At 63.7% G+C, this 22,361-nt stretch carries 18 protein-coding genes and 1 pseudogene; 6 read left to right on the top strand and 13 right to left on the bottom strand.

Annotated features, from left to right (window positions below; genetic code table 11):
* Nucleotides 1–87 precede the first annotated feature (87 nt).
* A pseudogene (uvrB, locus tag PKA57_RS13530) lies at nucleotides 88–2,322 on the bottom strand (excinuclease ABC subunit UvrB); the annotation flags it as partial.
* Nucleotides 2,323–2,360: 38 nt separating this feature from the next.
* Complete coding sequence (locus tag PKA57_RS13525) at nucleotides 2,361–3,266, bottom strand: DMT family transporter (protein ID WP_324301420.1); 906 nt, start codon at nucleotides 3,264–3,266, stop codon at nucleotides 2,361–2,363.
* A 283-nt stretch (nucleotides 3,267–3,549) separates the two neighbouring features.
* On the opposite strand from PKA57_RS13525, the gene PKA57_RS13520 reads away from it, so the two are divergent.
* Nucleotides 3,550–6,978, top strand: coding sequence for a polysaccharide deacetylase family protein (locus tag PKA57_RS13520; protein ID WP_324301418.1), 3,429 nt, complete (start codon nucleotides 3,550–3,552; stop codon nucleotides 6,976–6,978).
* A gap of 42 nt (nucleotides 6,979–7,020) precedes the next feature.
* Here the strand turns inward: PKA57_RS13520 and PKA57_RS13515 are convergent, their stop codons facing one another.
* On the bottom strand, nucleotides 7,021–7,842 hold the full coding sequence (locus tag PKA57_RS13515; protein WP_324301416.1) for a crotonase/enoyl-CoA hydratase family protein: 822 nt from the start codon (nucleotides 7,840–7,842) through the stop codon (nucleotides 7,021–7,023).
* A 148-nt stretch (nucleotides 7,843–7,990) separates the two neighbouring features.
* Between PKA57_RS13515 and PKA57_RS13510 the strand changes: the two genes are divergently transcribed.
* Nucleotides 7,991–8,515, top strand: coding sequence for a hypothetical protein (locus PKA57_RS13510; RefSeq protein WP_324301414.1), 525 nt, complete (start codon nucleotides 7,991–7,993; stop codon nucleotides 8,513–8,515).
* Between the two features lie 24 nt (nucleotides 8,516–8,539).
* On the opposite strand, the gene PKA57_RS13505 is transcribed toward PKA57_RS13510, so the two are convergent.
* The 4 genes from PKA57_RS13505 to PKA57_RS13490 form a co-directional block, all read right to left on the bottom strand.
* The gene (locus PKA57_RS13505) at nucleotides 8,540–9,184 is read right to left on the bottom strand and encodes a TetR/AcrR family transcriptional regulator (RefSeq protein WP_324301412.1); all 645 of its coding nucleotides are present in this window, start codon (nucleotides 9,182–9,184) and stop codon (nucleotides 8,540–8,542) included.
* The gene (locus PKA57_RS13500; RefSeq protein ID WP_324301410.1) at nucleotides 9,181–9,822 is read right to left on the bottom strand and encodes a TetR/AcrR family transcriptional regulator; all 642 of its coding nucleotides are present in this window, start codon (nucleotides 9,820–9,822) and stop codon (nucleotides 9,181–9,183) included. The genes PKA57_RS13505 and PKA57_RS13500 overlap by 4 nt, the downstream gene beginning before the upstream one ends.
* Nucleotides 9,823–9,887: 65 nt before the next feature.
* Complete coding sequence (locus PKA57_RS13495; RefSeq protein ID WP_324301422.1) at nucleotides 9,888–10,505, bottom strand: TetR/AcrR family transcriptional regulator; 618 nt, start codon at nucleotides 10,503–10,505, stop codon at nucleotides 9,888–9,890.
* Nucleotides 10,506–10,780: 275 nt separating this feature from the next.
* Entirely contained in the window at nucleotides 10,781–12,328 is a 1,548-nt protein-coding gene (locus PKA57_RS13490; RefSeq protein WP_324301408.1) for a PLP-dependent aminotransferase family protein, read from the bottom strand.
* A gap of 131 nt (nucleotides 12,329–12,459) precedes the next feature.
* On the opposite strand from PKA57_RS13490, the gene PKA57_RS13485 reads away from it, so the two are divergent.
* The 3 genes from PKA57_RS13485 (at nucleotide 12,460) to PKA57_RS13475 (ending at nucleotide 15,122) form a co-directional block, all read left to right on the top strand.
* On the top strand, nucleotides 12,460–13,071 hold the full coding sequence (locus PKA57_RS13485; protein ID WP_324301406.1) for a pyridoxamine 5'-phosphate oxidase family protein: 612 nt from the start codon (nucleotides 12,460–12,462) through the stop codon (nucleotides 13,069–13,071).
* 212 nt (nucleotides 13,072–13,283) lie between these two features.
* Nucleotides 13,284–14,486, top strand: a complete 1,203-nt coding sequence (locus PKA57_RS13480; protein WP_324301404.1) for a pyridoxal phosphate-dependent aminotransferase — start codon at nucleotides 13,284–13,286, stop codon at nucleotides 14,484–14,486.
* A 168-nt stretch (nucleotides 14,487–14,654) separates the two neighbouring features.
* Entirely contained in the window at nucleotides 14,655–15,122 is a 468-nt protein-coding gene (locus PKA57_RS13475) for a Dps family protein (RefSeq protein WP_324301402.1), read from the top strand.
* A gap of 73 nt (nucleotides 15,123–15,195) precedes the next feature.
* Here PKA57_RS13475 and trxB read toward each other — a convergent pair whose 3' ends face one another.
* The 6 genes from trxB to PKA57_RS13445 form a co-directional block, all read right to left on the bottom strand.
* Nucleotides 15,196–16,161: a thioredoxin-disulfide reductase gene (trxB, locus tag PKA57_RS13470; RefSeq protein WP_324301400.1), complete on the bottom strand. Its 966-nt coding sequence runs from the start codon at nucleotides 16,159–16,161 to the stop codon at nucleotides 15,196–15,198.
* Between the two features lie 90 nt (nucleotides 16,162–16,251).
* Complete coding sequence (locus tag PKA57_RS13465) at nucleotides 16,252–16,857, bottom strand: peroxiredoxin (RefSeq protein ID WP_324301399.1); 606 nt, start codon at nucleotides 16,855–16,857, stop codon at nucleotides 16,252–16,254.
* A gap of 162 nt (nucleotides 16,858–17,019) precedes the next feature.
* On the bottom strand, nucleotides 17,020–17,748 hold the full coding sequence (locus PKA57_RS13460) for a hypothetical protein (protein ID WP_324301398.1): 729 nt from the start codon (nucleotides 17,746–17,748) through the stop codon (nucleotides 17,020–17,022).
* 81 nt (nucleotides 17,749–17,829) lie between these two features.
* Nucleotides 17,830–19,818 carry a hypothetical protein gene (locus PKA57_RS13455; protein WP_324301397.1) on the bottom strand — a complete coding sequence of 663 codons (1,989 nt, stop codon included), beginning with the start codon at nucleotides 19,816–19,818 and terminating at the stop codon, nucleotides 17,830–17,832.
* Between the two features lie 14 nt (nucleotides 19,819–19,832).
* Complete coding sequence (locus PKA57_RS13450; protein WP_324301396.1) at nucleotides 19,833–20,477, bottom strand: 2OG-Fe(II) oxygenase; 645 nt, start codon at nucleotides 20,475–20,477, stop codon at nucleotides 19,833–19,835.
* Nucleotides 20,478–20,495: 18 nt separating this feature from the next.
* Entirely contained in the window at nucleotides 20,496–21,479 is a 984-nt protein-coding gene (locus PKA57_RS13445; RefSeq protein WP_324301395.1) for a mitochondrial fission ELM1 family protein, read from the bottom strand.
* Nucleotides 21,480–21,570: 91 nt separating this feature from the next.
* Between PKA57_RS13445 and PKA57_RS13440 the strand changes: the two genes are divergently transcribed.
* Entirely contained in the window at nucleotides 21,571–22,062 is a 492-nt protein-coding gene (locus tag PKA57_RS13440; protein WP_324301394.1) for an Lrp/AsnC family transcriptional regulator, read from the top strand.
* Nucleotides 22,063–22,361: the final 299 nt, after the last annotated feature.

Raw genomic sequence — 22,361 nt, 5'->3', positions numbered from 1 at the left:
CTTCTTGCCCCGGTATTTGGTCGCGCGCGTGCCGGGTTTGCCGCTTGATGAGCGGCCTTTGACGGGTACGGAGGATGCGACTTTCTCCTCGATGGCGGACTGGCGGGCGAGAGGATCGTCGGCGACAGCGAGTTCGGTCGCTTCAAGCCGCTTGATCTCGTCGCGCAGCCGCGCGGCCGTTTCGAATTCGAGGTCGGCGGCGGCCTCCTTCATGCGCTTTTCGAGTTCGGCGATATGGGCGCGCAGATTGTGGCCGATGAAGGGCTCGTCCGCCTCGCCCGTATCGACGCGCACATGGTCGCGCTCGTAAACGCTTTCTAGAATGTCGCCGATGTTCTTGCGCACGCTTTCCGGCGTGATGCCATTCGCCTCGTTATAGGCCATCTGCTTTTCGCGGCGGCGGTTCGTCTCCGCTATGGCGCGCTCCATCGAGCCGGTGACATTGTCGGCGTAGAGGATGACGCGCCCGTCGACGTTGCGCGCCGCGCGGCCGATGGTCTGGATGAGCGATGTTTCCGAACGCAGGAAGCCTTCCTTGTCGGCGTCGAGAATGGCGACGAGCGCACATTCGGGAATGTCGAGACCCTCGCGCAGAAGGTTGATGCCGATGAGCACATCGAAGGCGCCGAGGCGCAGGTCGCGCAGGATCTCGATGCGCTCCAGCGTGTCGATGTCGGAATGCATGTAGCGCACGCGGATGCCCTGCTCGTGCATGTATTCGGTCAGATCCTCGGCCATGCGCTTCGTCAGCGTCGTGACGAGCACGCGCTGGCCCTTCGCGGCCACGTCGCGGCATTCGGCGACGAGGTCGTCAACCTGCTGCGCCACGGGGCGGATGATGGTCGGCGGGTCGATGAGGCCCGTCGGGCGGATGACCTGCTCGACGAAGACGCCGCCCGATTGCTCGAGTTCCCATGGGCCCGGCGTCGCCGAGACATAGACCGATTGCGGCCGCATGGCGTTCCACTCCTCGAAGCGGAGCGGGCGGTTGTCCACGCAGGAAGGCAGCCGGAAGCCATATTCCGCGAGCGTCGATTTGCGCCGGTAGTCGCCGCGGAACATGCCGCCGATCTGCGGAATGGTGACATGGCTCTCATCGGCGAAAACGAGCGCGTTGTCCGGCAGATACTCGAACAGGGTGGGTGGCGGCTCGCCGGGCTTGCGGCCGGTGAGGTAGCGCGAATAGTTCTCGATGCCGGCGCAGCTTCCGGTCGCCTCCATCATCTCGATGTCGAATTGCGTGCGCTGCTCGAGGCGCTGGGCTTCGAGAAGCTTGCCGAAGCCCTTGAGTTCCTGAAGCCGCACCTGAAGATCCTTCTGGATCTCCTCGATCGCCTGGCTGAGCGCGGGGCGCGGCGTCACATAGTGCGAATTGGCGTAGAGCTTCACGCTTTCGAGGCGGTCGGTCTTGGCGCCGGTCAGCGGATCGAATTCCGCGATCTCCTCCACCTCGTCGCCGAAAAGCGTGAAGCGCCAGGCGCGGTCTTCATAGTGGGCCGGGAAGACGTCGATCGTGTCGCCGCGCACGCGGAAGGTGCCGCGGCCGAAGGCGGCGTCGTTGCGCTTGTACTGGAGCGCGACGAGGTCGGCGAGGAACTGGCGGCGGTCGAGCCGCTCGCCCGTCTTCACCGCAAAGGTCATGGCCGAATAGGTTTCGACCGAGCCGATGCCGTAGATGCAGGAAACCGAGGCGACGATGATGACGTCGTCGCGCTCGAGCAGCGCGCGCGTCGCCGAATGGCGCATGCGGTCGATCTGCTCGTTGATCGAGCTTTCCTTCTCGATATAGGTGTCGGTGCGCGGGACGTAGGCTTCCGGCTGGTAGTAGTCGTAATAGGAGACGAAATACTCGACCGCGTTCTCCGGGAAGAAGCTCTTGAACTCGCCATAGAGCTGGGCGGCGAGTGTCTTGTTCGGCGCGAGGATGAGGGCGGGGCGCTGCGTGCGCGCGATCACCTGCGCCATGGTGTAGGTCTTGCCGGAGCCGGTGACGCCGAGCAGCACCTGATCGCGCTCGCCTTTTTCCACGCCCTCGACAAGCTCGGCGATGGCCGTAGGCTGATCGCCGGCGGGCTGATACTCAGAGACGAGTTTGAAGCGCTGTCCGCCTTCCGATTTTTCCGGGCGTTCCGGGCGGTGCGGCGCAAAGAGCGGCCAGTGCTCGGGGTCGCCCTTGAGCGCGCCTGCCCATTGGTCGCGATCAGCAATGCCTGTCGCGGGCACGAAGCTCGCGCCCGGCGCTTCGGAGAAGCCCGATACCTCCCGCGACGAAAGCGGCCTTTCCGCGCCGCGTCCGAATGATTTGATGGTCTTGCGTGCCATGCCGCCAATATGGCCTTACCGCGCGATCAGGAAAAGGGTCACTTCGGTCCGCTGCCGAGCGGATTTGTCCGGTAGCGGGCGGCGAGGAGCGGGCCCACCTGCACGATGATCGCCGCGGCGAGCACGAAGCCGCCCCCGATCCAGCCGAGCAGGTCGAGACGTTCGCCGAGCAGCAGGGCGCCGAAAAGCGCGGCGAAAAGGCTCTCCATGGAGAGAAGAATGGCGCTGTCGGCGGGCGGCGTGTGGCCTTGCGCGATGGATTGCAGGGTGAAGGCGAGGCCGCCCGAGACGATGCCCGTATAGGCGATTTCGCGCCAGGCGGCGGCAAGCCCGGCAAGGCTCGGATTTTCAAAGGCGAGACCGAGCGTGAGCCCCAGCAGCGCGGCGATGGCGAATTGGCCGAGCGCCGTCGCGAAGGGGCGGCGGAGATCGAAGGCGAGGCGACCGAGGGCGAGGATCTGCACCGCCCAGAAGACGGCCCCGGCGATGACGAGCCAGTCGCCCGAATTGAGCCCGTCGATCCTGCCACCGCCGAGCAGGAATGTTCCGGCGAGCGACAGGAGCGCGGCCGGCCAGATCGCGCCCGGAAGCCGGTGGCGAAGGGCGAGGGCGCCGATCGCCGGGACGAGGACGACATAGATTGCGGTCAGGAAACCCGCATTGGTGACGCTCGTGCTGAGAAGGGCGATCTGCTGAAGACTGGCGGCCAGAAAGAAGACGACGCCGATGCCGAGAAGGCCGAGGCGGCGGCGGGCTGGAATTTCAGGCGCGGCGGCGGCCTCGCGGAGTGCGAAGGGCAGAACCGCCAGTGAGGCGAGCAGGAAGCGCGCGCCGATGAAGGTGAACGGCCCCACATGCGCCATGGCGGTTGCCTGGCCGACAAAGGCGAGCCCCCAGATCAGGGCGGCAAGCAGAAGGAGTATGTCGGCCGTGCCGCGTGTCATGGACGTTTCTGGGAGGGGTGGGAGCGGCGAATATGGCCCGGCCACCGCAGTTTTGCCATAGGCCCGCCGCAATAAGGCTCAAATCGGGTCCCAGATTACGGAAACGCGGCGACAAGCCCCGCGGATTCCGCATGACGCACGAGCACTGGGGTTTCGTGCATGGCGCCTTCCCGCCGCGCTTTTTCGGCGGAAGGGGGGGCGGCGCCCGACCTCCGGCGTGATAGATTGAAACGGAGTTCGGTTCGGGGCTCCTGGATGGGCCGCCGATGTCGACCGGGTGATCATGGCGAACAAGCCGATCTTTTTCGACGCAACGGGGCGCCGCGCGGCGCATGTCTCCTTCATTGGATGGGCGGTGGCGATCGCCAGCACGCTCATCGGGATCGCCTTTCTCGCCAGCCTCCTTGCCGTGCCGCATTTCGAGAGCCTGAAGCTCCCCGGCCAGTTGAGCGCCGTACCGACCGCCGAGCTTGAAAACAAGGCCACATCGCCCGGCCTTCTCCGCTCGGCGGCAAGGCTTGCCGAGGAAGCTCGCGCCCGGCGCGAGAAACTCGCGCGCGAGCGGCAGCACCGGGCCGAACATGGTCCGCACAGAAATCTCATCGCCGGAATCCTGAAGCCGCAGGAAGGCCGCCCGCTTTCGATCGCCTTTTATCCGAGCTGGGGCTCGACGAATTTCGCATCGCTTCAGCGTGCGCTGCCGCATCTCGACTGGGTGATGCCCACATGGCTCAATCTTCAGGGGCCCGATCTCGCGCTCAACAAGGCGTTCGACGCCAAGGTCGATAATTACATCCGGGACAATAAGCCGGGTGTCGCCATTCTGCCGACCCTTCAGAACGCGAGTCAGGGAAAGTGGGACGGTCCCGGCCTTGCGCGCCTCCTTGCCGATCCCGCGCGGCGGCAGGCGCTCGTGGAGGATGTCGCAGGCTTCATCGGCGACAACAAGCTGCAGGGCGTGGTGGTGGATTTCGAAGACCTGCCCGTGCCGGCGCGGCGGAACCTTCTGCGCTTTCTGGAGGAGCTTGAAACCGCCTTCGAGCCGCATGGCTGGGTGGTCGCCATCGCAACGCCGGTCGGCGACGACACCTGGCCTTTCGCCGAGATCGCGAAGATCGTCGATTACACCGTGCTCATGGCCTATGACGAACATTGGGTGACGAGCGAGCCGGGCAGCATTGCGAGCCAGAGCTGGTTCGAGGGCGTCATCGACAAGCGCATGAAGCTGCTCGATCCCGAGCGCACCATCATTGCCATCGGCAGCTATGCCTATGACTGGAACGGGGGCACGGTCGACAGTCTTTCGTTTCAGGACGCCGTGCTCGCCGCGCATGACTCCGGTGCCAATGTCGAATTCGACGACGCCACCAACAATCCGCACTTCTCCTATATTGAGGACAATTCCGTCCGCCACGATGTCTGGTTCCTCGACGCGGTCACGGCCTTCAATCAGATCCATTCAGCCGACCCCTACGAGCCCGCGGGCTATGCCGTCTGGCGCATCGGCGCGGAGGACCCGACGATCTGGTCCGTCATGGGCAGGCCCTACAACTCGGCCGCGCCGGCCGAGCTTGCCGAAATCCCCATCATCAACGACATCGATTTTGAAGGGCAGGGCGAGTTTCTGAGCGTGGCGGCCGAGCCCACGACCGGCGCGCGCAAATTCGAGATCGACGCCAAGACCGGCGACATCAATGACGAGGTCTATACGAAGCTGCCGACGACCTATGTCATCAAGCAGTTCGGCGGCGCGCCGAAGAAGGTCGCGCTCACATTCGACGACGGCCCCGACCCCGAATGGACCCCGCAGATCCTCGACATATTGAAGGAGAAGCACGTCCCCGCGACCTTCTTCATCATCGGCAGCAATGCGGAATCCAATCCCGGGCTCGTGAAGCGCATTCTCGCCGAGGGCCATGAGGTCGGAAGCCACACCTTCACGCATCCGAATCTTTCCATCACGCCCGAACAGGCCGTGAAGCTCGAACTCAACGCGACGCAGCGTCTCTTCGAAGCGCTGACCGGCCGTTCGCTGCGCCTTTTCCGCCCGCCCTATCTCGGCGATGCCGAGCCGACGGATTACGAGGAAATCGTGCCGGTCAAGATCGCGCAGGACATGGGCTATGTGACCGTGGGCGAACATGTCGATCCGCTCGACTGGGAGATGCCGGGCGCGGAAAAGATCGTCCAGAGCACGGTCGATCAGATCGAAACCGCCAAGCCCGATGTGCCGACCAATATCGTGCTGCTGCATGATGCGGGCGGCGACCGCTCGCAGACGGTCGAGGCGCTGCCCCTCATCATCGACGAGCTTCGCGCCAGGGGATATGAGTTCGTGCCCGCTTCGGCGCTGGTGCCGCTCACCAGTGAGGAAGCGATGCCGCCCCTGCCGCCGACACTGGCGCTGCTCACCGATCGCGCGGTGTTCATGACGCTCTCGACGCTCGGCCACGTTCTCTACTGGTGCTTCTTCATCGCCATCTGGCTCGGCATCGGCAGGCTTCTGCTGCTTGTGGGCCTGAGCCTGTGGCGGCGCCGGATGGAGCTGCGGACGCCGGAGCCGCCCGTGGCGGCGACGGGCGAGCGCGTCTCCGTCATCGTGCCTGCCTATAACGAAGAGAATGTCATCGTCTCGACGGTGAAGGGCATTCTCACCAGCGACTATCGGAACCTCGAGGTCATCGTCGTCAATGACGGCTCGAAGGACGACACGCTCGGCGTTCTCACTTCAAATTTCGCAAGCGATCCTCGCGTCGAGATCGTCGACATTCCGAATGGCGGCAAGGCGAACGCGCTCAATGTGGGTATCGCCAAGGCGACGGGCGCCGTCATCGTCGCGCTCGATGCCGATACGCAATTCGAGCGCGACACGATTTCGCGCCTCGTGCGCTGGTTCGGCGACAAGAGCATCGGTGCGGTCGCGGGCAATGCCAAGGTCGGCAACCGCATCAACATGATCACGCGCTGGCAGGCGCTCGAATATATCGCCGCGCAGAACCTCGAGCGGCGCGCGCTCGCCGCGCTCGATACGCTCACCGTCGTGCCCGGCGCCGTCGGCGCCTGGCGCAAGTCGGTGCTCGAGGAGCTTGGCGGCTTTCGCGGCGACACGCTGGCGGAAGATCAGGACCTCACCATCCATCTCCAGAAGGCGGGGCACCGCGTCGTCTTCGACAGCAGCGCCATCGCATGGACGGAGGCGCCCGCCACTTTCGGCGATCTCGCCAAGCAGCGTTTCCGCTGGTCCTACGGCACGCTGCAATGCCTGTGGAAGTACCGCTCTCTCACCTTCAATCCGCGCTATGGCGCGCTCGGCATGGTCGCGCTGCCGCAGGTCTGGCTCTTCCAGATCGCGCTCACGGCGCTGGCGCCGCTCGCCGATCTTCTGCTCGTCTGGCAGCTCATCGGCCAGTGGATCGCCTGGGCGCAGCATGGGGCGGAGTTCCGCAATGCCGATCTCAAGCTCGTCGCCATCTACTACTGCGTCTTCGTGCTGGTCGATCTTGCGGCGGCGATCTTCGGCTTCATGCTCGAACGGCGCGAACAATGGAGCCTGCTCTGGTGGCTCGTGCTGCAACGCTTCGGCTATCGCCAGCTCATGTATTCGGTGGTGGTGCGCTCGATCGTGACGGCGCTGAAAGGGCCCTTTGTCGGCTGGGGCAAGCTCGAGCGCATGGGCACCGTGGCGCTCGATCAGACGAAGAACGCAAGGTGAGGCGGGCGGGGCATTGAAAAACCCCGCCCTCGCCCGGCTTCTTCAGTCCTTGTAGTTCGCGGCGCGCTTTTCGAGGTTCGACATGATCGCCTCGATCTGGTTGGGGCTGCCGATGAGGCGGTCCTGCTCCACGGATTCCGCGATGAGGCCCGCGACGGGCTCGGCCACGGGCGCGAGATTGAGAAGCCTCTTGGCGGCGCGGATCGCATCGGGGCTCTTGCCCGCGATTTCGCGCGCCGTCGCCAGCGCCTCCTCGCGGGGGTTCGCCGTCACGCGCGTCGCAAAGCCATACTGTCCCGCTTCCTCGCCGCTGAAGATGCGGCCCGTATAGGTCAGCTCACGGACAATGTCCTCGCGCACAAGGTGGCGCATGATCTGCGTGCCCGCCATGTCGGGAACGAGACCCCATTTGATCTCCATGATGGAGAGCCGGGTATCCGGCGCGACATAGCGCATGTCGGCGCCGAGCATGAGCTGGAAGCCGCCGCCGAAGGCCGTGCCGTGAACCGCCGCGATGACGGGCACGGGCAGTTCACGCCAGACCCAGACCGCGTGCTGCGGACGGTTGGCGATGCCATGGGTGCGCTTCTCGAGCCGTCCGATCATGCTGCTTTCGCTCTTGCTCTCCTCCTTCTCCTTGGGCGCGGCCATGCGGCCGAAATTGCCCATATCAAGGCCGGCGCAGAAGGCGCGGCCCTCGCCGGAAATGACCACAGCGCGCACGCCCTTTTCCTGCGAAAGCCTCTCGCCCGTCGAGATCAGCGCCTCGAACATGGCGTCGTCGAGCGCGTTCATCTTGTCCGCGCGGGTGAGGCGCACATCCGCCACGCCACCCTCGATGGAGAGGGAAATCCGTTCGCTCATCAAATCAGTCCTTCGGTTGCTTCGGTCTGGTGAAATTCTTTGGGCCGAGCCTAATGCGGAGATAGCGAAAGTGAAATCGCTTTTGCCGCGCGTGGGCCCGCCCGGCGGCACTTCCCATCGTCGCGCTTGTCTGCGATCCTCACTTGCCATGAACGCCGGACTTAGCCAGCCGCTCGCCACGGCGCGGGCACATTGGACGATCTATCTGCCGACGATGGTCGTCGCCATCGTCTGGGCGCTCGTCTATGGCTGGGCGAGGTTGCACGAGCCTCCCTTGAAGGGCCTCGGGGCGCTCGCGCTGGCGGTCGAGGTGCTGGCGGTGCCGCTCCTTCTTCTCTTCGCCGCCATTCGGGCGCGGGTTCTCTCGGTCGAGGTGAGGGCGCGCGGCGAGGGAGAGGGGCCGGCGGGCGGCCTCCGCGAACTTCTTTTGCGCCAGGGCTTCATCCATCGGCACGAGATGCGCGTCGGCGCCAATGAGATCGCCTTCATGCGCGTGCGCCGCTCGTTTCCGCAGCGTCTCTTTGGGGGCGGCGCGCTCGACATGAAGATGGTATCCGGCGACCGGCTCTGGATCGCCGATCTCGATACGCCCGACGACATTGTGAATGCGATCAGGGTTATGAGGCCACAGCCGGAAAAGCGCGGCGACCCCGGCACAATCCGGCTTCGCTGACGATCTGAGCGCCTGTGGCGGCTGTCAGGCCAGTTTCGCTTCCTGCGCCTCTTCCGCCGCGAAACAGGCCATATAGACGTTGAAGGCCTCGCGCGCCTGGTCGAGCGCGTCGGGCGGGATTCTGAATTCCGGATCGAACATCGCCGGCCAGACGAAGACTTCCCGGAGCATGCCGATGGCAAGCCGAGCGCCCAGGTTCGTGTCATGGGGCTTCAGAACGCCTCGCTCCACCATCAGGTCGAGATGCTTCTTGATGCCCCGATAACGCATCTCTACGACGCTCTTGAAGATCGTGCGCGCGATATCGGGCGAGGAGCGGGATTCCGCGATCACGATCCGCATGAGATCGTTGACATGGCCTTCCTGCTGGGCTTCCCAGTAGATGAGGAGGAGGTGGCTGAAAATCTCTTCCGGGGGTGCCTTTTCCAGCGTCAGCTCGTCGAGCTCCCGCACCGCATGAGCCGCGTTAATTGCAATGGTGGTGAAAAGCTCCTTCTTCGAACGGAAATATTTGTAGAGCGTCGCGGTCGAGACATCGGCGTCGCGGGCGATGTCGGCCATGGCGGCGCCGGTATACCCATGCTTCAGGAAGTGCGCGAGGGCGGCCTTCAGCACGTCGTCATGCTTCATGTCGGTCACGGAGCGTTGCGAGGCTTGTTCCAGTGTCATCCCGTCATTCCTTGTCCGGTGGTGTCGATGCCGTAGCGGGCAAGAAACACATTGGCGGCCATATCGATCTTCGCTTCGGTATCCTCCGGCAGTCTGAAGTCGGCATTGAAAAGCGCCGGCCAGACGAACAGCTCCTTGATCATTCCGCTTGCGAGCTTTGCTGAAAGCGTCGTGTCGTGCGGCCTGAGCAGGCCCTGATCGACGAGCTTGTCGATGACGTTCTGGAGGCTGCGGTGACGCCGCCCGACGATGAGATCCATCATCTCCCGCGCAAGCTCGGGATGCGACGGCACCTCGGCGATGATGATACGCATGAGGTCGTTCACATGGTTCTCGAACTGGGTGGCGAGATAGGCGCGTGAGAGGGTGAGGAAAGCGTCCCGCGGTGCTGTGTCCGGGTCGAGAAGGTGGGAATAGTCGCCGACCGACATGGCGGCATCCTTTGCCACGGCGGCGAAGAGTTCTTCCTTGGAATCGAAATGTTTATAGAGCGTGGCGGTGGACACATCCGCCATGTTCGCGATTTCGGCGACGGCAGCGCGGCTGAAACCATCTTTCAGGAAGGCGGCGCGGGCTGCCCTCAGGATGGAAGCGCGCTTCGATTCGCTGACTGATCTTCGATATTCTTCGAGGCCCAATGTGATGATTTCCTGTCGTTTCAGGAGGGGGAAGGCACGTCTGGTCGCAGCACGAATTGCACTTTCTATCTTCCGGCACCGTAGAGAGTGAGGAAGTCGCGAACGGTACGGTGCAGGATTTCATCCGTCTCGGGAGGAAGAGAGAAGTTCGCGTCGAAAAGCGCGGGCCAGATGAAATACTCCTTGATGGCGCCGCCGATGAGGCGCACGCCATATCTCGCATCATGGGGCTTCAGCCTGCCCTGTGCGATGAGCCCTTCAAGGATGCTTTCAAGTTCCCGGTAGCGGATCGTGATCAGGTTCTCATAGAGATCGCGGGCAAGGTCCGGCGCATGCGGCACCTCCGCGATGACGATACGTAAAAGAGCGTTGATCTTTCGGTCGAACTGGGTGTCGAGATAGCGGCGTATCACGCCGACGAGAAAATCCTCGACATCGATGCCTTCGGGAAGGTTGGCATATTCGCCGTCCCGGTAGCCATAGGCGTCTCTTACGACGGCGGCGAACAGGTCTTCCTTGGAGGCGAAGTGCTTGTAGAGCGTGGCCGTGGAAACGTCGGCGTTTCTCGCTATGTCCGCGACCGCGGTGCCGCTATAGCCATTGGCGAGAAAACTCTCCCGGCCGGCCTTGAGGATGGCCGCCCTTTTGGAGGCACTGACTGACTGCCGATAGTTTTCCAACATCACGTTCACTGCGCCCCTCCACACCGACACGAAAATCGACGTCGCTTACTTACGAAAGGGTATGGCGCCTGGATCAGATGATACTTGTAATTCGCCGCAGATAAATAAGGGCTACTACGATAAGTGAATATACTGATCGGAATGTAAGCAGTGATTGCAGTGTGTGATCAGAATGAGCGGAAAAGATGCATTTGTAAAGAATACTAACTGACTATCGGTCAGTTGTTGCGTCCGCGCCGAGATAAAGTCTGCGGGAACCTTGGGTTTTGTGACGTCTAGTTTTGGGCGTGCGAGGATTCGGCAGTATGCGGAGCTTGGTCCCGCGCCTCTTTTTCATGCAGGGAAAGCGCGTTTTCTAGGCGTTGTGCCGCTTTCTTGATCATCGGTTCCGGTATGGCGGCGAAGCCGAGATGCAAGCCCTGCCGCTTTTTTGCGCCGATGTAATAAGCCGAGAGCGGCGTGGTGATGACATCCGCATGTGCCGCCGCGGCCGAGGCGGCGGTGTCTTTGCCTGCGCCGGTCAGCCAGGCCGCGACCTGCATGCCCCCTTCGCTCGGCGCCGTTGTCAAAAATCCTGACAATTCGCCTTCCAGTCTGGCGGCGAGGCAGGCGCGCCGTTCTGCATAGATGCCGAGCATGCGTCTTACATGCGTGCCGAAATGCCCGCCATTCATGAAATCGGCAAGCGCGGCCTGTATCGCGGCAGGCGGTATATGGCCGCTCGAGCGGATGGCCGCCCGGAAGGGATCGACGAGCCTGTCGGGCACGATGAGATAGCCGAGCTTCAGCGCCGGGAAGAGCGTCTTGGCGAAGGTGCCCATATAGAGGGTGCGATGCGCGCGATCGAGGCCTTGCAGGCACGCGATGGGGCGGCCGGTATAGCGGTATTCGGAATCGTAATCGTCCTCGACGATCCAGGCGCCGGCGCGTTTCGCGGCGTCGAGAAGAGCAAGCCGCCTTTGCAGCGTGAGCGTGACGCCGAGCGGGAACTGATGCGAGGGCGTGACATAGATGAGCCGGGGGTTCGGTTCCAGGGCGAGGCCCGCCTCGACGTCGAGACCTTCGTGATCGACCGGCACGGGGATGAGGTCGGCCCCCGCCCCGAGAAATGCGCCCCGCGCGCCGATATATCCGGGTTCCTCGATCCATACCCGGTCGCCGGGATCGAGCGCCATGCGGGCCACGAGATCGAGCGCCGCCTGCGCGCCCGTGGTCACGATTACGTGATCGGGGGTGCAGATCGCGCCGCGCGCCGCTCCGGCATGGGCGGCGATGGCCTCGCGCAGGGGCAGAAAGCCCTCGACGGTTTCATATCCGAAGATGCTGCCGTTCCTGTCCCGGGCGCGGCGCGCGAGAAGTCGGCCCCAGAGCGCGAACGGAAAATGCTCGATCGAGGGGAGGCCGTGCTGGAAGGCGCGGCCCTGACCGCGTTCATAGCGCGACACGGGACGGTGGATGAGGGAAAGCGTCTGACCGCGGCGGGAGAGGGAGATGGGCGTGGCGTCCTCTCCGGCGTCCGCGCTTCGGGGAGGCGAGGCCGCTTCGAGCAGGCGCTCGGGAAGGAGAGACGCGATCCGGGTTCCCGAGCCGATGCGCCCTTCGAGATAGCCTTCCGCCGCCAGTTGTTCATAGGCCGCGAGCACCGTGTTTCGGCCAATGGCGAGATCGGCCGCAAGCGCTCTCGATGAGGGTAGGCGCGCCCCGGCGCCGAGCCGGCCATCGAGGATCGCTTCGCGCAGCGTCTCATAAAGCTGCCGGTAGAGTGGCGGGCCGGCCTCCGGGTCGAGAGAGATGGTGCCGATAGGCAATGAGGGGCGCGGCATTCGGCAGGTCCTTCGCTCATCAAATTGGCTCTTACAATATAAATCAAATGGACCTTTTAAGGGAACCATTCTTGCGATCAACTTCGCGGCGAGGACGGGCGCATCCGCCCTCTCAAGGAAAGGTTCCGATCGTGAGCGTGTTCGAGACTTCGGCAGTCCACAGGGTGAAGCAGGTGGCGCAGCGCGCCGCCTATGACCGCGAGACTGCGCATCGCATTCTCGATGCGGGTTACGTGGCGCATGTGGCCTTCACGGTGGAGGCCGGGCCCGTCGTCATTCCGATGGCTTATGTCCGCATGGGCGACAGCGTGCTGCTGCACGGCTCCCGCAAAAGCCGGATCATGCGGACGCTCGCGGCCGGGGCGCCGCTCTGCCTGACGGTCACGCTGCTCGACGGGCTGGTGCTTGCGCGCTCCGCCTTCCATCACTCCATGAACTATCGCTCGGTCATCGTGCATGGACGGGCAGAGCCCGTTCCGCCGCAGGAAAAGCCGGAAGCCCTCGATCGTTTCGTCGAGCGCATTGCTGCGGGCCGATCGAAGGAAGCGCGCCCGCCCAACAAGCAGGAGCTGAAGGCGACGGAGGTGCTGCGCGTGCCGCTCATCGAGGTCGTGGCCAAGGTGAGGCAGGGCGGACCCAACGACGACCCCGAGGACATGGCGCTGCCTGTCTGGGCGGGCGTCGTGCCGGTCGAGACGCGGCTCGGCGAGCCCGTCGAATGGCGCGAGGAGAGCGTCCTCTGAACCTGGCGGTGACGACAATCCGCGCTCCCGCGCTCGATGTGCCGGAGCGCCACGGGGCCTGAAAAACCGAATCTTTTCAGCCGCCCCCTGTTGCGCCGCAAGGGAAGGCAGCTTAGGTTTGCGCCGCTTTTCCGGGGAGCCCGGAAAGGCATGTTTTGTCGCGCGCGGGGCGCGGAAACCCGCCCGGCGCCCAATCTCCCGGAGTGACGATCATGGCCTTCCTTTCGGACTCGCTGAAGCGCATCAAGCCGTCGGCAACCATTGCCGCGACCCAGAAAGCGCGCGATCTGAAAGCGCAGGGCGTCGATGTCATCGGCCTCGGCGCGGGCGAGCCCGATTTCGACACGCCGGAGAACATCAAGGCGGCGGCCATCGCGGCGATCGAGCGAGGCGAAACGAAGTATACCGCCGTCGACGGCATCCCGGAGCTGAAGCAGGCCATCGCCGCGAAGTTCAAGCGCGAGAACGGGCTCGACTACACGCCGGCCCAGTGCTTCGTCGCGCCGGGCGGCAAGCCGATCATCTTCAACGCCATGGCGGCGACGCTGAACCCGGGCGACGAGGTCGTCATTCCCGCGCCCTATTGGGTCTCCTATCCCGATATCGTGGAACTGCTCGGCGGCAAGCCCGTTTTCGTCAGGGCCGGCATGGAGACGAATTTCAAGCTCCAGCCCGAGGCGCTGGAAAAGGCGATCACGCCGAAGACCAAGTGGTTCATCTTCAACTCGCCGTCGAACCCGACCGGCGCGGCCTATACGCATGACGAGCTGAAGAAGCTCACGGATGTTCTGCTTCGTCATCCGCATGTCTGGATCCTGTCGGACGACATGTATGAGCACCTGTCCTATGACGGCTTCAAGTTCGTGACGCCGGCGCAGGTCGAGCCGAAGCTTTATGACCGCACACTGACGATGAACGGCGTGTCGAAGGCTTATGCCATGACTGGCTGGCGTATTGGCTATTGCGCGGGTCCGATCGAACTCATCAAGGCGATGACGACCATTCAGAGCCAGTCGACCTCGAACCCGACTTCGATCAGCCAGTGGGCCGCGGTTGAGGCGTTGAACGGCACGCAGCACTTCATTCCCGAGCGGGCAGAGAGCTTCAAGGCGCGGCGCGACCTCGTCGTCTCCATGCTCAATCAGGCCAAGGGCATCAAATGCCCGACGCCTGAAGGCGCGTTCTATGTCTATCCCTCCTGCGAGGGTTGCATCGGCAAGACGACGCCGAAGGGCCGCGTCATCAAGACCGATCAGGACTTCGTCGAGGCGCTGCTGGAGGAAGAGGGCGTCGCCGTCGTGCATGGCGAGGCTTTCGGCCTGTCGCCTTTCTTCCGCATTTCCTATGCGACCTCGACCGAGGCGCTGACCAAGGCTTGCGAGCGCATCCAGCGCTTCTGCGCCAGCCTGCGCTGACGCTCGGCTCACGACAGACACGGCATCGCCGGCTTCCTTCGGGAGCCGGCGATTTTTGTCCGCCGCATACGGAAAGATTAGGGCGATAACTTAGAGTGATTATAACTCGTATTGTAATGCGGCGTGCGCGCGTTATAATTGGTTGTCCAACATCAAGGAGGCTCGACCATGCAGATCGATATCGGCATTCCGGAGAAGGACAGGGCGAAGATCGCTGACGGGTTGTCGCGGCTGCTCGCGGACACCTACACGCTCTATCACAAGACCCATTACTATCACTGGAACGTGACCGGCCCGATGTTCAACACGCTGCATCTCATGTTCGAGACGCAGTACAACGAACTGTGGCTCGCGATCGATCTCGTTGCCGAGCGCATCCGCTCGCTCGGCTTCCCGGCGCCGGGCGGCTACAAGGCCTATGCGAAGCTGACGAGGATCGAGGAAGACGAGGGCGTGCCCGCCGCGGAGGACATGATCCGCAATCTCGTGAAGGGACACGAAACGGTGACGCGCACGGCGCGCGAAATCTTCCCCCTTGCCGATGCCGCGAATGACGAGCCGACGGCCGATCTCCTCACGCAGCGCATGGAAGCCAGCGAAAAGACCGCATGGATGCTGCGCTCCATGCTCGCCTGACGGGCGGAACGATATCGAACGAAAAACGCCGCGAAGGTAACTTCGCGGCGTTTTGTTTGCTCGGTGCCGGGAACTATTCGGCCGCTTCGGCGCGGGACTCTTGTGCGGCGAGGAAGCGCTCGGCTTCGAGCGCCGCCATGCAGCCCATGCCGGCCGCCGTCACCGCCTGCCTGTAGACATCGTCCGCCACGTCGCCCGCCGCGAAGACGCCCGGAACATTCGTCGCCGCCGTGCCGGGCACCGTCTTCAGGTAGTTGCCGGGCTTCATGTCGAGCTGGCCGACGAAAAGCTCCGTCTGCGGAGCATGGCCGATGGCGACGAAGACTCCGTGAGCGGGAACGATGCGTGTCTCGCCCGTCTTGACGTTGGTGATCTTCGCGCCGGTGACGCCGAGCGGGTCTTCGGTGCCGACGATTTCGTCGATGACGGAATCCCAGATCACCTCGATCTTCGGATTGCGGAACAGGCGCTCCTGCATGATCTTCTCGGCGCGGAATTCGCCGCGGCGGTGTATGACCGTCACCTTGGAGGCGAAATTGGTGAGGAAGATCGCTTCCTCGACGGCGGTGTTGCCGCCGCCGACGACGATCACTTCCTTGCCGCGATAGAAGAAGCCGTCGCAGGTGGCGCAGGCCGATACGCCGAAGCCCTGGAACTTCTGCTCGGAGGGCAGGCCGAGCCACTTCGCCTGCGCGCCGGTGGCGATGATGAGGGCGTCGGCCGTATAGACCGTGCCGCTGTCGCCGGTGAGGCGGAAGGGACGCCGCGAGAGGTCCGCATTCACGATCGTATCGGCGACGATGTCGGTGCCCATGTGGCGCGCCTGCGCCTCCATCTGCTCCATGAGCCATGGGCCCTGGATGGCCTCGGCGAAGCCCGGATAGTTCTCCACATCGGTCGTGATGGTGAGCTGGCCTCCCGGCTGGATGCCCTGAATGATCGTCGGTTCGAGCATGGCGCGCGCGGCATAGATCGCGGCCGTGTAGCCGGCCGCGCCGGCGCCGATGATGAGGACCTTGGAGTGCTTCGTTTCGGACATGATGGTTCCGTTGCTTCGGAGGAGGGCCGCCCCACTATATAGGGGCAGGGCGGCCCGGCCAAAAGTGACAGGTTGCTTAAGGCTCGAGGCTCAGAGCGCTTCCGCGTGGGCGCCGAGATATTCGGCGACGCCCTTCGGGTCGGCCTTCATGCCCTCCGCGCCCTTCTGCCAGCCGGCGGGGCAGACCTCGCCATTCTCCTCGTGGAACTGGAGAGCGTCGACCATGCGCAGCGCTTCGTCGGCGTTGCGGCCGAGCGGCAGGTCGTTCACGAGCTGGTGACGGACGATGCCCTCGCGGTCGATGAGGAAAGTGCCGCGTAGCGCCACGCCGGCCGCTTCGATCAGCACGTCATAGTCGCGCGCGATCTGCTTCGTCAGGTCGGCGACCATGGGGAACTGCACCGGACCGAGGCCGCCATCCTTGGGCGCCGTGTTGCGCCAGGCATTGTGCGTGTACTGGCTGTCGACGCTCACCGCCACGACCTTCACGTTGCGCTCCTTGAACTGGGGTACGCGGTTCGAATAGGCGAGGATCTCGGACGGGCAGACGAAGGTGAAATCGAGCGGATAGAAGAAGATGAGCCCGTAGCTGCCGGCGAGATGGGACTTCAGGTTGAAATCCTCGACGATTTCGCCGTCGGCGAGGACGGCGGCGGCGGTGAAGTCCGGGGCGGGTTTGCCGACGAGAACGCTCATTGCATTTGCTCCTGATACTTGTGACTATCTTTGGAATGGCTCCAAACTATAATTTGCTAGTTAGAGGCATTACAAAGAGATTTCAAGGGCAAAAATGCTGCAACCGCGAAAAAAAGGGGCGGAATGTCGCGGACGCCGATGGCGGCGGGAGCGGCTGAGTGGTCAGGCCGAGCGCCAGCGGCGCAGAAGGGGCACGCGCCGCTCGATCGTTTCGGCGAGCGCCGCATCATTCGTCAGCACTACGCAGCCGCGCCGCGCGCCGGTCTCCCAGCGCGCCTTCGTCACCGGAAAGAAGATATGCGCGGGCATCGCGGCGCCATTCGCCGTGAAATAGTCGAGCGTCAGCGCCTTGCCGGGGCCGTAATCGTCGAAGCCATAGTCGGGATCGTCGGGGACCTGAAAATCGTCCACCACCATGATCGGGTGGCTGAAGTGCTCGCAGATGATCTCATATTCGTCGCGCAGCGGCAGATAATCGTACCAATGCGCATCGAGATAGAAGAGCGTCGGCTTTTCGAGCCCGTCCTTCGCCGCGACGATCTCTTTCAGGAGATCGACTGAATTCTTCCTGTGTATCTGCACATTGGGCAGATTCCGGACGCGCAGGCGCGAGAATTCCGCATAGCGCTCGACGGCCTCGGCCGAAAGAACGGGCAGGCCGAAGCGGCCGAACCATTCGGTCGTGGTGCCGCGATAGGTCCCCGTTTCGATGATGCGCTCTATGCCGCAATATTCGAGCAGCCCACGAACGATCTCGGCGCGTGCCGTCTGGCCGTTCATGGCGCCGCCATTGTAGGGATAGAAGAACTTCCGGTGATGGGTGAGATGGTCGATGCGCGCCGCGAGTTTCGGGGGCAGGAGCTTCGCGAGGCTGTTGGCGAGAGATTTCATTCGTCGTTTGTCTGGTTGGGTGCCGCTGCCCGCCCGTTGGAGCGCCGCGAAACCGGTTGTGTCGGAAGTGTCAGCGGAACATCAGAACCCGAACATGTGATCGAGGCAGAAGCTCTTCGTGCCGTTGAGAAGGCCATGAAAGCCGAAGAGGCGGCAGGTCGTGTCGCGGACGATCACATAGCCCGCGCCGCCCATGCTTTCGATTTCGTCCTTGCCGAACATTTCGGACAGGCGCCAGAAACGCGAGCCTCCACAGGGGATTTCGATGTGCTTTTCGGCCACCGGCTTTCCCTCCGCATCGTGCAGGATGAGGAGGGTCGAGCTTTTCTCGTGCCAGGGCGTCGAGGCGGGGTAGATCAGGTGACACATTGTGTCGAGCCCGTTCGCCGCGCCGTTCGTCGCTCCGCCTTGGCCGAGGCGCAGGAAGAGGCGCGTCGTCAGTCCCGGCGGCTTGTTCGTATAGGATTGCGGCTCGTCCTTGTAGATGACGGCGGTGTTGTAGATATGCGCGCCGAAGATCGTCTCGGCGCGATGTCCGCTCGCCTTCTGCTCGAAGCGTCCAAGTGCATGGAGCCAGCCGTCGCCGTCGCCGCCATCGCGGAAGTCGTAGAGAAACTCGACATGGCCGTAGCCGGAGGGGAGCGAGAGCGACGCCTCGCCGATCCAGCTTTCGATGTCGAGCTCGACGCTTTCGCGCCGCGGGATGCGGCCGAGGAAGCGCGAGGCGACGGGCTTGCCCGAGGCGTCGATGAGTTCGGCGCGGATCGGCAGTTCGTGCTGCTCCGTCGCCATGGGCGTCGGCAGCATGACGGTCGAGAACTCGCCGCGCGGCAGAACGGGCAACGGCATGATGTAGCCCTTGCCCATCACCTTGCCGAGCGTGCGGATCTCGGGATTTGGTTTCAGATCCGTGCGTTCGACATTGGCATGCGCGATGCGGCGCTGTCCGCCCTCGCGCCGGACCTCATAGCGCGGGCGCACGAAATAGCGGCCGGCGACGATCTCCACCTGATCCGGCCATCTGGCCTGGGGGAGAAGATCGTTGACCGCGATCGCCCGCGTCGCGAAGGGCGCGATCTCCTCCTCGAACCAGGACACATCCTGAGCGCCCATGATGTTGAGGCCGATGGAGCGCGGCGGAATGGACATGGGATGCGAATTCTGGATGAAGAGCGTGACGCGCTCATCATCCTCGCCCGCCGGCATGCCCGCGTAATAATCGGCGGGCCAGGCATTGGCGTCGTGGCTGCAGGAGAGCGCGCGGCCATCCTCGCCATACATGTCGAGCGCATATTTGACGACGTCATGGCCCTTGATGCGGATCGCATGGATGAAGAGTGAGCCGGTGAAGTCGTCGAGACCGAAGCGATGGCGCACCTCGGCGCTGTCGATGGCGAAGGGTGCGCCGGGGGCCGGCAGCGTCTCGCGCCATTCGGCAAGCTGCGAGCCGTCTTCTCCGAAAAGGCAGAGCCAGAGTTCGGGATTCTCCGCGCCATGCAGCGACCAGTAATTCGCGCTCGCGACGCGGGTGTGGATGCCGTCCGCGCCGTTCGCGCCCCTGATCTCGCGCATGAGTGCGAAATTCGTCGCGAAGTTCAGAGGATCGAGATAGTTGGCGCGATTGGTGAGCATGTCGTCGGGCAGACGCATCTCATCGAGCGAGGCGATGCGCGCGCCCTTCGGCATGAGATGCCGCATGGAGGCGAGCGCCTTGTCGGCGTCGAAGAGAAGGACGAGTACGGCGCTCGCCTTCGACTGCGCGAGTTGGCTCACCGGCCGCGCTTCGTGCCCGTTGAAGGTGTCGCCGAGATCCTCGACGCGCTGCACGTAATAGCCCTCGATATCGAGGCGCGAGAGATCGTAATAGGCGTGGAAATTGCCGACCGCCTGCGTCGGGTCGTAGATGGCGACTGGCCCGGCCTTGGCGAGATCCTCGATCAGCGCGTGACCGAGCGGAGCGGAAAGCGGATGGCCGAGCGCCTTGAAGAGCGTTGCGCCGCCTGCATTGTTGCCCGGCCGCCAGCCACGCGCGAGGTCGGCATTCTTGAAGGTTTCGATCTGGAGCGCCATATGGGCGGGTTCCGTCAGGATGCACGCGCGGCGACGCCGCCGAACGGGTTGAGCCGCTTCAGGAACATGGTGAAGCGGTGGCGCTTCTGCTCGCGCTCGACAACCGCTTCGTCGCGCACCCAGTTCATCTGGATGGCGCGCCGCGGCCCCTCGAAGGGTTCGTGGCCATGCCAGGAATTGTCGGAGCGGCGGAAGACGAGAAGCGTGCCTCCATTGGGCGAGACTTCCTCGGCTGCATCGTTGAGGTCTGTCCCCGAACGCAGGATGCGAAGCCGCCCGCCATTCGCTTCCCAATCCTGATTGAGATAGAGAAGCACGGTGATGATCTTCGATTCCGTGTCGGTGTGAATCTTGCCGTTCGTGCGCGCGCAATTGCCGCGAACGGTGAACATGGTCGGGCGTGAGGAAAGGTCGAGGCCGAACTTCTCCTCGATGGCCTTGCGGAATTCGGGTCCGTCCATTTCCTTCAGCAGACGGTCGAATGCGCCCTTGATGTCGAGTTCGCTCGGCGGGATGGAGCCGGTGGAATCGATCCGCGGAAAGTCCGCGATGACCTTGTCCAGCGCTTCGCCCTTAACGAAACCCGGCACGACGAAATAATCATAGGGGTCCCGCTTCAGCGGCGTGGCGCGAAGGGCTTCGATGTCGATGAGGCTCATGGTCCCGTCCGGGTCTGTTTACCTTTTGCGGCGCGCAGCCATGCCGCGCAGGATCGCGTCCGCGATCTCATGGGTAGCATTTAATGGCTCGTACTCCCAGCTTTCAAGCTGGCCGACAAAGGGTCGCGCCGCGCCATGAGCGTACATGGCGTCGAGAAAGCGGCGGAACTTCGGCGAGCCGCCCTCCAGCTCGATGACATAGACGGGCTTCCCCGTCGAGGCGGCCTCGCCCACCATGTTGACGGAATCGCAGGTCACGACGATGGCGTCCGCCTGGCCGAGCATGCCGAAATAGGGGTTCTCGCCCGTACCGTCCCAGATGAAGGCGGACTTGCCGGCGAGGTGCTCAGCGATGATGTGGGCCTGCGCCTCGCCGGTGCGGCGCGAGGGCGTGACCATGAGCCCGGCCTGATGATGATCGACGAGGCCCGCAAGCTGCGCGCCGATGCGTCTGGCGGCATCTTCGGAGAATGTGTAGACGGCGTTCGTTCCGCCGAGCAGAACGGCGACGCGGGGGCGGGGCAGGTGTCCAACCAGCGGTTCGATCCGCCTTGCTTCGGCCGCGAGCTTTTCGCGCGTCAGGCGATGGGGCGAGGTGAGCGTCGACAGCACGTTCGCACCCTGAAGCCGGTCATGCGCCGGGGCCCAGACAAGGTCGAACTGGCGCGGGGAGACGCGCGGGTCCTGAAGCACGACGACGAAGGTCCTGCCGCCCGAGCGCCGCCGGATCATGCGCGCATAGGGGATCGACTGGCGGCCCGAGGCGATGAGGAGGTCGGGCCATGGCGGCGCGATGCCCTCGGCGGGAGCGGCCGGTCCCCATGGCGCAAGCCAGCTATAGGGCGCGCAGGGCTTCACCCGCTTGACGACCGGCGTGACGTTCAGCGCCTCGGCCACGCCGAGCGCCTGCACCTCGAAGCCGGTCATGCCGCCAAAGGCCGCAATGTCATGCGTCAGAATCCAGCACTCCATGGCGCTGGCGGACGAGGTGGTTTCGGTCATATTCGTGCGCCGTTGAGCAATTTTATTGCTGAAATATCCTGATTTTCGGAGTAAGTACAGCCCATCGAACCTCAAACCACGCTGGATTGCCATGAAACGGGTCAAGCTCGATGCGATCGATCTCAGGATCCTGACCGAGCTTCAGAGCGACGGGCGCATCACCAATGTCGAACTCGCCGAGCGGGTCGGCATTTCCGCGCCGCCATGCCTGCGCCGGGTCCGTGCGCTCGAGAAGGCGGGGCTCATTCAAGGCTATCACGCCGATCTCGATGGCAGGGCGCTTGGTTTCGAGGTCACGGTCTTCGCCATGGTTGGGCTCCACAGTCAGGCGGAGGCCGATCTCAAGGCATTCGAGGCGCTGGTCGCTTCATGGCCGCTCGTGCGCGAGTGCCACATGCTCAATGGCGATATCGACTTCATCCTGAAATGCGTCGCGCCCGACCTCTCGACGTTCCAGAGCTTCCTCACCGAGAAGCTCACGCCCGCGCCCAATGTGGCGAGCGTGCGCACCTCGCTCACCATCCGCCAGTCGAAGCATCTCGCCGGTGTGCCTCTCGAGGCGCTGGAGACGGTGGAGGGGTAGGGATCAGGGTTTGACCTGTCCCGGGACAGGCAGGTCCGGGATGACGCTTGAAGGATGTGACCTTCCTGCCTGTCACCCCGGCACAAGGCCGGGGTGACAGCGTAATTGCAGGGTGCGGATGCAAATCTCATCTGTCATCCCGGGCTTGCCTGTCCTGGCGCAGGTCGGGATCCCGGAATCCAGTATGGTTCATTCCGAGCTTGTCGTTTCAGGCTCGAAAACAAGACCGGGGTGGCAGGGAGACAGTCCTTACTTGTACTCGACCTTCAGGATCTCGTAGGACTTGCCGCCGCCGGGCG

It is taken from the genome of Parvibaculum sp. (genome assembly GCF_035325945.1).
GTDB lineage: Bacteria > Pseudomonadota > Alphaproteobacteria > Parvibaculales > Parvibaculaceae > Parvibaculum.
The sequence above is the reverse complement of the archived record's forward strand: the minus strand, read 5'-3'. Positions and strand labels throughout refer to the sequence as shown.

Excerpts from the sequence above, each read along its gene's own strand:
- PKA57_RS13525 (WP_324301420.1), bottom strand. The coding sequence starts at position 3,266 with ATGACACGCGGCACGGCCGACATACTCCTTCTGCTTGCCGCCCTGATC.
- PKA57_RS13520 (WP_324301418.1), top strand. The coding sequence starts at position 3,550 with ATGGCGAACAAGCCGATCTTTTTCGACGCAACGGGGCGCCGCGCGGCG.
- PKA57_RS13515 (WP_324301416.1), bottom strand. The coding sequence starts at position 7,842 with ATGAGCGAACGGATTTCCCTCTCCATCGAGGGTGGCGTGGCGGATGTG.
- PKA57_RS13510 (WP_324301414.1), top strand. The coding sequence starts at position 7,991 with ATGAACGCCGGACTTAGCCAGCCGCTCGCCACGGCGCGGGCACATTGG.
- PKA57_RS13505 (WP_324301412.1), bottom strand. The coding sequence starts at position 9,184 with ATGACACTGGAACAAGCCTCGCAACGCTCCGTGACCGACATGAAGCAT.
- PKA57_RS13495 (WP_324301422.1), bottom strand. The coding sequence starts at position 10,505 with ATGTTGGAAAACTATCGGCAGTCAGTCAGTGCCTCCAAAAGGGCGGCC.
- PKA57_RS13490 (WP_324301408.1), bottom strand. The coding sequence starts at position 12,328 with ATGCCGCGCCCCTCATTGCCTATCGGCACCATCTCTCTCGACCCGGAG.
- PKA57_RS13480 (WP_324301404.1), top strand. The coding sequence starts at position 13,284 with ATGGCCTTCCTTTCGGACTCGCTGAAGCGCATCAAGCCGTCGGCAACC.
- PKA57_RS13475 (WP_324301402.1), top strand. The coding sequence starts at position 14,655 with ATGCAGATCGATATCGGCATTCCGGAGAAGGACAGGGCGAAGATCGCT.
- trxB (WP_324301400.1), bottom strand. The coding sequence starts at position 16,161 with ATGTCCGAAACGAAGCACTCCAAGGTCCTCATCATCGGCGCCGGCGCG.
- PKA57_RS13465 (WP_324301399.1), bottom strand. The coding sequence starts at position 16,857 with ATGAGCGTTCTCGTCGGCAAACCCGCCCCGGACTTCACCGCCGCCGCC.
- PKA57_RS13460 (WP_324301398.1), bottom strand. The coding sequence starts at position 17,748 with ATGAAATCTCTCGCCAACAGCCTCGCGAAGCTCCTGCCCCCGAAACTC.
- PKA57_RS13455 (WP_324301397.1), bottom strand. The coding sequence starts at position 19,818 with ATGGCGCTCCAGATCGAAACCTTCAAGAATGCCGACCTCGCGCGTGGC.
- PKA57_RS13450 (WP_324301396.1), bottom strand. The coding sequence starts at position 20,477 with ATGAGCCTCATCGACATCGAAGCCCTTCGCGCCACGCCGCTGAAGCGG.
- PKA57_RS13445 (WP_324301395.1), bottom strand. The coding sequence starts at position 21,479 with ATGACCGAAACCACCTCGTCCGCCAGCGCCATGGAGTGCTGGATTCTG.
- PKA57_RS13440 (WP_324301394.1), top strand. The coding sequence starts at position 21,571 with ATGAAACGGGTCAAGCTCGATGCGATCGATCTCAGGATCCTGACCGAG.